The sequence below is a fragment of the Streptomyces sp. NPDC002209 genome (assembly GCF_042890265.1).
Lineage (GTDB): Bacteria > Actinomycetota > Actinomycetes > Streptomycetales > Streptomycetaceae > Streptomyces.
In genome coordinates this window covers 56,721-68,328 of record NZ_JBIARX010000003.1, presented here as the reverse complement: position 1 = coordinate 68,328, position 11,608 = coordinate 56,721, and the positions used below count along the sequence as shown (strand labels likewise).

Genomic DNA, 11,608 nt, shown 5'->3' with positions numbered 1-11,608 from the left:
GCTGCTTCGCCGTGCGCGCCGCCGGTACGCGTCGCTCCCGTGGGTGTGGCCGTGCTGCTCCGTACGCCGCTTCGGCCGGCCCCGTCCAGCCCTGATCAGCCCTCGTCCACCGCCACGAAGCGCAGCTCGGAGGTGTACGCCCGGCCCTGGTCGTCGGTCAGCCAGGCCTGTTCGGGGCTCGGCAGCATCTCGGTGAACACGGCCCGGCCCTCCGGCTCCTTGCGGGCCATCCTGCGGACCGCCTTGGCGAGGATGTTGACGTACACCGGGCTGTCGAAGTCCAGGTAGAACGGGCGCGTCTCGGTCGGCAGCACCACGAACACGAACCGCGGCAGCTCGCGCCGCTCCCGCCACTGCCGGGCCCGTACGAACCGGCGGGCCTCGTCCTTCTCGTCCGCGAAGTCCATGTCCGACGGGGGCAGCCGCCAGGTCTCGCGGGCCACCACCAGCCGGTCCACCGTGACCCGGGGGGAGTGCTCGGCCGCGTCCGGCAGGATCTGGAACAGGTCCATCGCCAGGGTGGTCAGCACGTGCGAGAACACGTCCACCGCGGGGAACTCGGACCCGTCGGGCAGTACCACCGCCAGCTCGCCGTCCGTCCGTTCGGTCACCGCCACGTCGGCGCTGAGCACCGTATGGGGCCGGCCCGGATCGGCGGTGAAGTCGACGAGGGCGACGTAGTAGTCCTCGGGGCGGACCAGGGAGTGCCGGATCCGCGCCGACAGCCGCGAGCGGTGCTCCTTGGGCAGCAGCGGCAGCAGCCGGGGGCCGGGATGGTCCCGGTCGGTGAGCCGCAGCAGCTCCCCGGCATCCGGGTGCTGGTTGACGAACAGCGAGGCGCCCAACGTGTTGGCTGCGATGTGCAGTTCACCCAGGACAAGCTCGAAGTCGCCGCGGGCCACGGCCTGTTCCCCGGATGCGGCGATCATGATGTCGGGGCTGAGGTAGCGGGCGGCGGTCCAGCCGCCGCCCGGGCCGCCGAACTGCTCGGCGACGGGCCCCGCGACGGCCTCCAGCGGCAGTTCGACCCGGCGGGTGCCCGGCGGGGGCGCCAGGATCGCGTCCCAGCGGCGGCGGAACTCCTGCTGGAGTTCGGCGGACTCGGCACGGGCGGCGCCGTGCAGGATCGGCATGCAGGCGAACCAGAACGCGGCCAGGTCGACCGGCCCCTGTGCGGCCAGCCGGCGGTACACCTCCCGGGCCCGGGCCATCACCGCGTCCGCGAGGCGGGCGGTGAGCCAGCCGGCGCTGGTCAGCAGCGGGTCCAGCGGGGCGAGGGCCTCGTGCACGGTCCGCCCGAGGGTGGCGGTCGCCGCCCGCCGGCAGTCCGAGTACACCAGGGCCCGGCAGGGCGCCGTACCGGCCGCCTTCTCGCGCACGGCGGCGGTCTCGGTCAGTGCGACGAACTCGCCCTCCAGCTCCGTCAGCGCGGCGACCAGCGCCTCCGGCCCGTCCGCCTGCGCCACCCGGTCCCGGCCGCGCTCCAGGGCGTCCAGTGCGTCCAGGGCGGGCCGGCGCAGCTCCGCGTCCCCGACCCGGTCCAGCCAGGCCCGCAGCCGCAGCTCCGGGCGGGCGTCGGCGGGCACCTCCAGCTTCCACACCACCCACCGGCGGGCGACCAGGTCGGCCAGGACCGCGGACACGTCCACGTCCGGCAGCGCGGCGCGGATCTCCCGGGCGGGCCGTACGCCGTCGCACAGCGCGAGCACGGCACGCGCCTCCTCGGCGAGGGCCTGGCGCGGGCGGCCCGGCACCGTCACGTCCATCCCCGACTGGCGGACGAACGGCACGCGCCGGGGCGCCACCCACTCCCGCAGCTGCGGGTCGGTGTCGATCCGCGCGGCCAGGGCGTCGATCGCCCAGCTGGCGAAGTACACCTGCGATCCGGCGATCAGGCCGGTGCCGGGATCGACGCGGACGCCGTCCGCCGCGTCCGCGGAGAGGTCCCAGCGGCCCCAGCCGACGGGCCCGAAGAACCCGATGGTGTCGTTCTTGACGCAGAACCGCTGCCAGTAGTGGGCGACCAGCTCCTCGCGCTGGCGGGGCATGCTGGTCCGGCCCGCCGCGGTCGGCGCCCAGTTCAGGAAGGGCGTGATCCCGGAGCCGAGGACCGGGCGGTTCTGCCAGGCCACCGCCTCCCGGAAGGCGGGCATCCGGGCGATCTCCTGGAGCGTGTGCGCCACTTCCACCTGGGCGTCGGCGAACAGGGCGGTGAACTCCCCCCACTGCTCACCGGCCAGGGAGGCCGGGCCGTCGGCGGGCTCGAACTTGTCCGCGGCCGTGGCCAGCCCGTCCGGGGCCAGCCGCAGCACGCCCCCGGCCGGAAAACCCGCCCCGCGGAGGGCGAATTGGTCCCACAGCCGCCAGCGGCCGCCGGGCACGTAGGTATCGGTCATGGCCGGCCCCTCATGCCTGGACGAAGTCGGCGTGGACGACGTCGGCGAGGTCCGCGGGCGAGGGGTAGGCGAAGACCAGTGCCACGGGGACCTCTGCCCCGAGGGCCTCCTCGAGCCGTGCGGTGATCCGGAACGCGGTCAGCGAATCGCCGCCCCATTCGTAGAAGTCGCTCTGCTCGTCGAGGTCGGCCACCCCCAGCGTCTCGCGGTAGACGGAGACGACCAGCTCGGTCAGGGCGGCGCCGGTCAGCTGCGCGGTCAGGTTCTCGGTCTCGGTCACGGTCGTGGTCATGAGATCTCCTCCAGGAGCGAACGGGTGGTGTGGGTGATGGGGGTGGTGCCGGTGGTGCGGGTCGCGCGGGTCGTGTGGGTGGGGCGGCCGGTACGGGAAGCGGTGGCGGCCGCGGCGGCCGCCGTCAGGGCCGCCGTGGTGTTGCCGCCGGAGACGACGGCGACGGCGCGGCCGGCACCGGTGCCGGTGCCGCGGCCCGCCCGCATCGCTCCGGCCAGCGCGACCGCGCCGGACGGCTCGGCCTCGATCCCGCGCCGCCGCAGCAGCGCGGCGGCGGCGAGGATCTCCGCGTCCGACACGGCGACCAGGTCGTCGACCCGGTCCCGGACGACCGGATAGGGCACCGCCCCCGGCTGCTGGCCGCGCAGCCCGTCGGCGACGCTGACACCGGGCGCCAGCCGTACGGGGTGCCCCGCGGCCAGGGAACGCGCGTACCGGCGGCTGCCGGCGGGCTCGACGCCCACCACCCGCACCGGATGGCCGTACGCGGCGAGGCAGACCCCCGCCAGCAGCCCGCCCCCGCCGGTCGGCACGTACACGGTCTCGACGTCGGGCGCCTCGGCGAGGATCTCCAGGCCGACCGTGCCCTGCCCGGCGACCACCAGTTCGTGGTCGGAGGAGGGCACGAGCACCGCACCCGTCTCCTCGGCCAGCGCCTGCGCCCGGGCATCGCGCTCGGCGACGCCGCCCGGCACACCGACCGTCCGCCCGCCCAGCGCCCGGATCAGGGCGATCTTCGCGGGGTGCGCCCCGCCGGCCAGCACCACGGTCAGCTCGGCGCCGAGCGCGGCCGCCAGCCGCGCCAGCGCGATGCCGTGGTTGCCGGAGGAGCCGGTGACGATCCGCCGGGCCCCCAGCGCCAGGACCGCGTTGGCGGCCCCGCGCAGCTTGAACGACCCGCCGTACTGGAGGTGTTCGGCCTTCAGCAGCAGCAGCCGCCCGCCGGACCGGTGGCGGTCGGGCGCGGGCAGCCCCGGCAGCAGAGGGGTACGCCGGACGAGACCGGCGATCCGCACGGCTGCGGCCTCCACGTCGGCCCGGCCGAGCGGGACGCGCCCGGCTCCGGCCGGCCCGCCGGACGCGGCGGACGAGGAGGGAGCCGCGGGAGCCGCGGGTGCGGAGGTCACGGCCGGCCTCCCGTCTGCGAGAGGGCACGGCGGTCGGCCTTCCCGCCACGGGTGGTGGGCAGCTGCGCCAGCCGCACGAACCGCCGCGGCATCAGGTGCGGGGGCAGGCCGGCGGCCAGATGCGCACGGAGCGCGGCATCGGTGGTGCCCGCCAGGTCCCCCGTGACGTGGGCGACGAGGAACACCCGCCCCTGCGCGTCGGTCTCGCTGGTGACGACCGCCCCCGTGACCCCGGCGTGGGACAGCAGCGCCCCCTCGACCTCGGCCGGGTCCACCCGGTAGCCGCGGATCTTGACCTGCCGGTCGCCGCGCCCCAGGTACTCCAGCCCGTCGGGACCCGTCCGGGCCAGGTCGCCGGTTCGGTACAGCCGCGCACCCGGCGGACCGAACGGGTCCGGTACGAAGCACTCGGCCGTACGGGCGGGCCGCCCGCCGTAGCCGCGGGCCACGCCCGCCCCGCCGATGTAGACCTCCCCGGTGTCCCCGTCGGGCACCGGGGACATCCCGGCGTCCAGGAGGCGTACGACCACCCCGTCGATCGCAGTGCCGACGGTGTCGGTCAGGACGTCCGGCCGGGCCGGCACGGCGTACCGGGTCGAGGTCATCGTGCACTCGGTCGGGCCGTACTGGTTGACCAGGCTGCCCCGGACCAGCGGCCGCCCCCCTGCCGCCAGGAACGGCCGCAGCGACTCGCCGCTGGAGACCACCAGGCGGACCCCGGCGAGCAGCCGGGCCCCGTCCGGCTGCCCGGCCAGGAACGACAGGAACGACGGGGTCGTGCTCAGCAGCGCGCTCACCTGGTGCTCGCGGACCACGGCGCCGAACTCCTCGGGCCGCAGCAGCGCCGAGCGCGGCACCACCACCAGCCGCCCGCCCGCCAGCAGCGGGGCGAACGTGTCCCGCAGGGACGCGTCGTAGCCGAGCGGGGCGAGCTGGAGGGCCACCGTGTCGGGCCCCAGCCCGTAGTCGCGGGCGATGAAACGCAGGTACGAGTCCAGCCCGCGGTGCTCGACCAGGACGGCGCTGGGCTCCCCGGTGCTCCCGGAGGTGTGGCTGACGTAGGCGAGCGAGCGCTCGCCGAGCGGCCCGCCCCGCCCCCCGTCCGCACCGGCCGCGCTCCCGGGCCGGTCCAGCAGGACCGGCGGCCCCGGGACCGGCAGATCGAGCCCGCCCGCCAGGGCCGAGGTGGTCACCAGCAGCTCCGCACCGCCGCTGCGGGCCAGCGCCGCCAGCCGGGCCGGCGGCTGCTCCGGGTCCAGGCCCAGGAACGCCGCGCCGCAGCGCACCACGGCCGCCGGTGCCACCACGGCGTCCACACCGCGCTCCACGGCCACCGCGCACACCGTCTCCGGCCGGGCGCCGCGGGCCCGCAGCACCGCTGCCAGGGCGTCGATGCGGGCGGTGAGCTCCCCGTACGTCACCTCGCCGGCGGGGGTGGTGACGGCGACCCGGCCCGGGTCGAGGGCGGCGTGCCCGGCGATGTCGTCGACGAAGGTCCGCATCACGCGCTCCCGTCCACAGGCCGCGAGACGTCGGTGACGGTCTGGTCGACGGCGACGAAGCGCAGCTCCGAGGTGAACGTGTCACCCCGGTCGTCGGTCAGCCAGGCCTGCTCCGGGGTCGGCAGCATCTCGCTGATCTTCAGCTTGGCCCCGGGGTCCTTGCGGGCCAGCCGGCGCGCGGCCTTCGCGAGGATGGTCAGGTACACCGGGCTGTCGAAGTCCACGTAGAAGGGCCGCGGTTCGGTCGGCGAAACCACGAACACGAACCGGGGCAGGTCGTGTTCCTCACGCCAGTGCCTGGCCCGCACGTACCGCTTCGCCTCGGACTTCTCCTCGGCGAAGGCCAGTTCGGACGCCGGGAACGCCCAGGTCTCGCGCGCCACCACCATCTTGTCGATGCTGATCCGCGGCGTGTGGTCGCCCTCGGGACGCAGCGTGAACCGGTCCATGACGCGCTGCGTCAGGGTGTTCGCGTACACGTCGAGCAGGTCGAACGCGGCCCCGTCGGGCAGCACCGCCATCAGCCGGCCGTCCCGGTCCTCCACCGCGACGTCGGCGCACAGGACGGTGCGCGGGCGGTGCGGATCGCCGGTGTCGTCGACCAGCGAGACGTAGTAGTCCTGCGGCCGGTCCAGCGAAGGCCTGCTGCGCGTCGACCACTTCAGCGGCAGCTCCTTGGGCAGCATCGGCAGCAGCCGCGGCCCGGGGAAGTCGCGGGTGGTCTCCGCGATCAGCTCGTCGCGGTCGGGATGCTGGTGGACGAAGAGCGAGGCGCCCATCGTGTTGAGCGCACTGTGCATCTCGCCCAGCACCATCTCGAAGTCGCCGCGGGCCACGGCGTCCGCGTTCTCGGCGAGCAGCAGGACGTCCGGGCTGAAGTAGCGGGCCAGCGACCAGCCCGCGCCGGGCTCCTCGAACTCCGCCCGCACCTGCTCGGCGATGTCCGCCGAGGACACCCGCACCCGGCGCGCCCCCTCGGGCACGGCCAGGATCCGCGCCCATTTCGCGCGCAGTTCGGCCTGGACGGCGTCGAGGTCGCGGGCCGCCTCCGGGTACGGGGACGGCAGGCAGCCCAGCCACATCGCCCCCAGATCCACCGGGCCGGCCGCGCGCAGCCGCTCGTACACCTCGCGGAGCCGGGGCCGGACCCGCTCGGCGAACCGGTTCGTCATCCAGCGCGCCGCGGTCAGGCACTGCGCGAGCGGGGTCAGCTCGTCCAGCAGGGCGGTGCCCAGGGTGGCCGTCGCCGCGCGCCGGGCGTCGCAGTACACGAGCCCCCGGCAGGGCGCGGTGCGCTCTCCCTTGGAGCGCTGGGCGTCGGTGGCGGTCAGCGCCGCGAAGTCGGCCTCCAGGGCGGCGATCGCCGAGGTCAGCGCCTCGGCGTCCAGGCCGGCCGCCTGGACGGCGTCCCGCCCGCGCTCCAGGACGGCCAGCTTCTCCAGGGCCGGCTCCCGCAGGGCCGGATCGCCGATCCGCTCGAGGACGGCCCGCAGCTCCCGCTCCGGGTAGGTGCCCGTCGGCACGTCGAGGCGCCAGTGCACCCACCGCTTGGCCAGCAGCCACTGCACGGTCTCGGTCGCCTCCGCCACCGGGAGCCCCAGCGCCTCGGCGATCGCGGCCACCGGACGGGTCCCGTCGCACAGGTCCAGTACGGCGCGGGCGGTCTCGCCGACGGGCTGCGCAGGCCGGCCCGGCAGGTGCACGGTCAGGCCCTCGGCCCGTACGAAGGACACCCGGCGCGGGGGAATCCACGCCCGCAGCGCGGGGTCCGCGTTCAGCGACTTGGCCAGGGCGTCGATGGCCCAACTGGCGAAGTAGACCCGCGAATCGGCGAGGAACCCGCCGGTGCCGGGGTCGACCCGTACCCCGTCCGCGGAGAGGTCCCAGCGGCCCCAGCCGACGGGCCCGAAGAACCCGATGGTGTCGTTCTTGACGCAGAACCGCTGCCAGTAGTGGGCGACGAGTTCCTCGCGCTGGCGGGGCATGCTGGTCCGGCCCGCCGCGGTCGGCGTCCAGTTCAGGAACGGTGCGATGCCGGTGCGCAGCACGGCCGGGTTCTGCCAGGCCACGGCGGCCCGGAAGCGCGGCGAGGCCGCGATGTCCTGGAGCAGCTCGGCGGTGCGGACGGCGCCGGTGTCGAAGGCCCCGGTGAACGCCTCCCAGTCCGGGCCGGCGAGGGCGTCGCCCGGAGCGAACTTGTCGGCGGCCAGGGCGAGTCCGGGCGGAGCCATGCGCAGGACCCCCTCGGCCGGGAAACCCGGACCGCGGAGTGCGAAGTGCTCCCACAACCGCCACCCGCCGGTGGGCAGGTGCACGGTCTCTGGGGTGTCCGACATGGCGGAGCTCCTTCCAGCCTGATGGGGTGGCGTGGCCGGCGGCGCTGTACCTCTCGGACGCCACCCTGGCTGCCCCGAACACTGCCGCCGCGCACACCGGCGTCACCAGGGAAGGAGCGGCAGCACCGACCGCCGGTCCTTCTGCGCGTTTGTCCCTATGGCGGCCCGGGCCGGGACGGCACGCTGTGACCCACTGACCGAATGACGGAATGACCGAATGCCTGCGGGAGGACCGAAGCGATGACTGACACCGACGAGAACGGCTACCGGGTCGTGCGCAACGACGAGGAGCAGTACTCCATCTGGCGTGCGGACCGCGAGCTGCCGGCGGGCTGGCACGCCGAGGGCACGACGGGCACCCGGCAGGAATGCCTGGACCACATCGGCACGGTGTGGACGGACATGCGCCCGCTGAGCCTGCGCCGCAGGATGGCGACGGCCTGAGCCGGGCCCCGTACGCGGGCTTGAACGGGGGCCTGAACGCCGGTCGGCGAGGCTGAGGCGCGGGGGGACCGAGCCCCGCCGACCGGTTCCACACCGCACGCCCCGCACCGCGGCCGGGCCGCCCACCGGCGTCAGCACCCTCCCCGCCCCGTAAGGTCCGCGGTTGTGGCCCGTGCCGGGCTTCGGCCGCGCACGCGGCTCGGGTCTGGCGTCCATAGCCGGGCTGTGCCTGTGGCTGTCTCAGGCCTGCGGCTCACGCCCGGGCCGAGAGCGGTGCCGCACGGCGGGGAGTCTCCCGAGTCACCGTCTGCAGTGACGAAGCTCCCTACCCAACCTCACATGAATGGCTGTCGCAGACCCGATGGAGGCAGGGGGGAATAAGGCTTGCCTTCACGGGAGTGAGCGGGCTGAAGATGGAGCTCGTCTTCGAGCTGACGGCCTACAGTGAGAGGCTCCGGCAGCGCCGACTGTGTTTGTGGGATAGCTCTTGACCTCAACGCTGCCGTTCACGCCAGGTGCTCGATGGTGACGTCCTCCCACTGCTGTGCGAGATATTCCGCAACCAGTCGGCGATGGCAATGCCGCGCATTGTCCTCACTGCAGAGCAGGACTGCATTGTCAAGCGTTTCCTGCCGGACGGCGTCCTCAATCTGACGAACCTTCATCAACTCGAGGAAGCCTTCTTCGTAGGCTGCCCACCCAATGCCCCGCTTCTTGTAGGCATCGAGCATGTCTTGAGTCGGGGCCAGCTCGGTGCGATGGCTGTACTGTGCACCAATGATCTCACCCAGAAAGTACCTCAGGTCGTCGCGCTTGGCGAAACCGGACAGTTGTGAGATGTTGTTGAGTCGAACATCAACCAGTGCTGTCACGCCAGCTTCGCGCAACAGTCCGAAAAATCTTTCTGCGGACTTTTTCGTGAACCCGATCGTGAAGAGTTTCATCTTCCTCATTTCCCGCCGGCGCGAAGCTCATCATTGACATACGCGATCCGCTGTTCCTGACGGTCGAGAGCTTCCTGGAGGCGCTCGTCCGAGGTCCGGAACAGATCTTCCTGATCCAGCCTGAAATTAGCCATTAGGCGTCGCATTGCCGAAGCGTGGTCCTCGACGTGCCCGTCGCCGTGAATGTGTTCGACGCGAATTCCGTACTCTTCGAGGACTCGCGCGACAAGCACGCAACGATGGCAGTCGAGTGGTTCCTGCTCGGTGCACATGACAGCGATTTGCTCGCTCTGTGAACCATTCCGCAGGCGTTTGATACCGCTGGCGAAATCAGAAGTCCGAGCTAGAAGGTCGTACCGCACCCTTCCGTCGACATAGCAGGTGAGGTCTTCGGTGCGCGCGCCCAGCTCCTTTCCCAGGAAGACGTACTTGATATCGATGTCGGACAAGATGCGCTCTAAGGCGTATCGGTTGAACTGAGGCGTGAATCGACTGACGGGCGTCGACCGCACATCGGCGACCGCCGTGATTCCATGCTTCTGTAGCAGGCTCAGGAATCCTGAGGCGCTGTGCGTGGAGTGGCCGACAGTGAATACTGTATGAGATGTCATCGTCTGCTGCCTGTTTAGATCTTCGCTCGTTCGATAATGGCCGCTACTAATTTGTAGACGTAGCCTTCGTATGGTTCGCCGAGGCTCACTGTGAGGAAGGATTCACCCAGTTCGTAGACCCCTTCTGGCTGGGCCAGATATTTCAGCTCGTATTCGGGATCGGTCACGCGCAGTGTATGCGAATTCCCCTTGTGGGAGAAGCGGGCGCGCAGGACCCGCTTCTGATCTCCGAACATCGCCCCAGGGGTGTGTACTTGTAACATCAGGTTAGTGATACGTATCAGTTTAAGCGAGTCCGGTAGAGTGACTGCTGCTTCAATCGGTATCCGATCATCTTCTCCGTGAAAGGTGCTGGATCCGTTAATCCACAGCGTGTTGGGGCGCTGTTCCAGGCTCAGTAATTTCCTCCACCCGACCCTGTCTACCTTCTTCCAGTAGCAATCTGGATCAAGGAGCCAATTCTCACTCTGGAAGTCATGCGACTGGGGCCGAAGAAGCGGCACCGAGACAACGTCAAGGACATTCGGGTCAGTTCCGTCTTGGTACTGCCTTTCGCGAGCGGAGACTTCGCGGTTCACGCGGGCGCTGACCGGTCGTACCCACTCTCCTGAGCCGTCGCCAACCATGCCTGCCACACACCGGCCCAAAAGCTTGCGGGAATTGGCCAGACACACGATCGTCTTTGTCGATGCCATGTGTACCCCCCAAAAAAACCTGATCCCCTTGACTCCCTGCGGGACGGAAGCGCAGCGCACCCACACGAAGCAACGACGAGCGCTATGGATTGACAGCTCCGCAGGTCGTCCAAAAGCCTACGACGGGGGTATGACGCTCGTCTGCCGTTCAGACAAGCGCGATGTTCAAACCATGTCGTGGTGCGCTTCTCCCACCAGGCCGGCTGGCGAGACGTGAGACAGCCAGCTGTGGGCGCCAGGTTCGGGGGTGAGGGTGCCGTCCGCGGTTCGTCCAGCGCACCTGCTCCGAGCCGGGCTCGGGTGCGGTATCCAACGCCACCACCGGGGCTTGGTTGCGGCACAGCTGGCCGGTGAGCTGGTTGTTCTCGACGGTGCGGACGGTCACCACCCGAGCGAACATCTCGATCTCGGCCTGCTGCCGCTTGTTCTCCTCGACCAGCTCGGCCAGCCGTTCCTTGGTTTCCTTCAATTCCTCCCGCAGCTTGGGTTCGCTATCGGGCACATGCCCCTGGGCCCGGACCTTCGCGTAGAACTCGTCCTTGAGGTCGGTGCGCCGGTGAGTGAGGACGTGCCGTTTCACGTCGGCCTCGGCGGCCAGCGCGAGGACGGTCGGGGCTCCGTTCGACCTCAGCGGGGTGCCGGCCAGCAGCCGGTCCATCGCGGCCCGAACAACGCAGTGATCTTCCTCGAGGAAGGGTCTCCGGGGCGGCTCGTAGCCGGCTCCGGCATCGACGCCCGGCGGCCCGGCTCACCGGCCCACCGCCAGCTGGTCACCCTGAACACGCCGGTCCCTGGCGAACACCGCCGACATCGGGTCCGGAATCGCCGCGACGTCCCCGTGCATCCGGAGCATCTAGACCTCCGGGAACGGGGTTGGAGTCACGGCACCCCCCGGCCAGCCAAGCGCACCGTGACGCGGCCGGGAGCTTGCCGTTGGTCGTTCACCGCCTTCCCCGGATTGCACGGATCACCTCGGCGAGGGCGACCAGAACCCGCGCCTTGTGCGCGGAGTCGGTGTCGGCGAGCGCGCAGCGGGCCAGCAGAACTGCGGCGACGGCGACGATCAGCGTCGCAGCCGTGACAGCGAGGGCCATCGCCAGCATCGGGTCCATGACTTCCTCCCATGGGTTTCTCCGCACCGCTCTGGTGCGATGGGTGAACTTCAGTGCACGGAGGGCAATGACAGCGATATGTTCCGGATGCGCCGGACATCGACTGCGTCCGGGCACGTCAAGGCGGGTGAACGGGCCATCGGCGACGG

Annotated in this window: 11 protein-coding genes; 1 reads left to right on the top strand and 10 read right to left on the bottom strand. The window is 71.5% G+C overall.

Annotated elements, in window-relative coordinates; all coding sequences use genetic code 11:
• Positions 1–95 precede the first annotated feature (95 nt).
• From ACFYXK_RS07970 to ACFYXK_RS07950, 5 genes are read right to left on the bottom strand one after another with little or no spacing between them, the layout of a single operon-like run.
• Positions 96–2,396 carry a lantibiotic dehydratase gene (locus ACFYXK_RS07970; RefSeq protein ID WP_389410309.1) on the bottom strand — a complete coding sequence of 767 codons (2,301 nt, stop codon included), beginning with the start codon at positions 2,394–2,396 and terminating at the stop codon, positions 96–98.
• Positions 2,397–2,406: 10 nt separating this feature from the next.
• On the bottom strand, positions 2,407–2,688 hold the full coding sequence (locus ACFYXK_RS07965) for an acyl carrier protein (RefSeq protein WP_389410308.1): 282 nt from the start codon (positions 2,686–2,688) through the stop codon (positions 2,407–2,409).
• Positions 2,685–3,815, bottom strand: a complete 1,131-nt coding sequence (locus ACFYXK_RS07960; RefSeq protein ID WP_389410307.1) for a threonine/serine dehydratase — start codon at positions 3,813–3,815, stop codon at positions 2,685–2,687. The genes ACFYXK_RS07965 and ACFYXK_RS07960 overlap by 4 nt, the downstream gene beginning before the upstream one ends.
• Positions 3,812–5,317 carry an amino acid adenylation domain-containing protein gene (locus ACFYXK_RS07955; protein ID WP_389410306.1) on the bottom strand — a complete coding sequence of 502 codons (1,506 nt, stop codon included), beginning with the start codon at positions 5,315–5,317 and terminating at the stop codon, positions 3,812–3,814. Before ACFYXK_RS07955 ends, ACFYXK_RS07960 begins: the two co-directional genes overlap by 4 nt.
• The gene (locus ACFYXK_RS07950; protein ID WP_389410305.1) at positions 5,317–7,653 is read right to left on the bottom strand and encodes a lantibiotic dehydratase; all 2,337 of its coding nucleotides are present in this window, start codon (positions 7,651–7,653) and stop codon (positions 5,317–5,319) included. Before ACFYXK_RS07950 ends, ACFYXK_RS07955 begins: the two co-directional genes overlap by 1 nt.
• A 240-nt stretch (positions 7,654–7,893) precedes the next feature.
• On the opposite strand from ACFYXK_RS07950, the gene ACFYXK_RS07945 reads away from it, so the two are divergent.
• The gene (locus ACFYXK_RS07945) at positions 7,894–8,097 is read left to right on the top strand and encodes an MbtH family protein (RefSeq protein ID WP_383508924.1); all 204 of its coding nucleotides are present in this window, start codon (positions 7,894–7,896) and stop codon (positions 8,095–8,097) included.
• A 506-nt stretch (positions 8,098–8,603) separates the two neighbouring features.
• On the opposite strand, the gene ACFYXK_RS07940 is transcribed toward ACFYXK_RS07945, so the two are convergent.
• From ACFYXK_RS07940 to ACFYXK_RS07920, 5 genes are all read right to left on the bottom strand, one after another.
• Positions 8,604–9,041, bottom strand: a complete 438-nt coding sequence (locus ACFYXK_RS07940; protein ID WP_389410304.1) for a DUF488 family protein — start codon at positions 9,039–9,041, stop codon at positions 8,604–8,606.
• Positions 9,042–9,046: 5 nt separating this feature from the next.
• Positions 9,047–9,652 carry a DUF488 family protein gene (locus ACFYXK_RS07935; RefSeq protein WP_389410303.1) on the bottom strand — a complete coding sequence of 202 codons (606 nt, stop codon included), beginning with the start codon at positions 9,650–9,652 and terminating at the stop codon, positions 9,047–9,049.
• Between the two features lie 14 nt (positions 9,653–9,666).
• Positions 9,667–10,347 (bottom strand): hypothetical protein, encoded by a 681-nt coding sequence (locus tag ACFYXK_RS07930; RefSeq protein WP_389410302.1) that lies wholly within the window; start codon positions 10,345–10,347, stop codon positions 9,667–9,669.
• Between the two features lie 148 nt (positions 10,348–10,495).
• Positions 10,496–11,005: a hypothetical protein gene (locus tag ACFYXK_RS07925; RefSeq protein WP_389410301.1), complete on the bottom strand. Its 510-nt coding sequence runs from the start codon at positions 11,003–11,005 to the stop codon at positions 10,496–10,498.
• A gap of 283 nt (positions 11,006–11,288) precedes the next feature.
• The gene (locus tag ACFYXK_RS07920) at positions 11,289–11,459 is read right to left on the bottom strand and encodes a hypothetical protein (RefSeq protein WP_389410300.1); all 171 of its coding nucleotides are present in this window, start codon (positions 11,457–11,459) and stop codon (positions 11,289–11,291) included.
• Between the last annotated feature and the right edge of the window lie 149 nt (positions 11,460–11,608).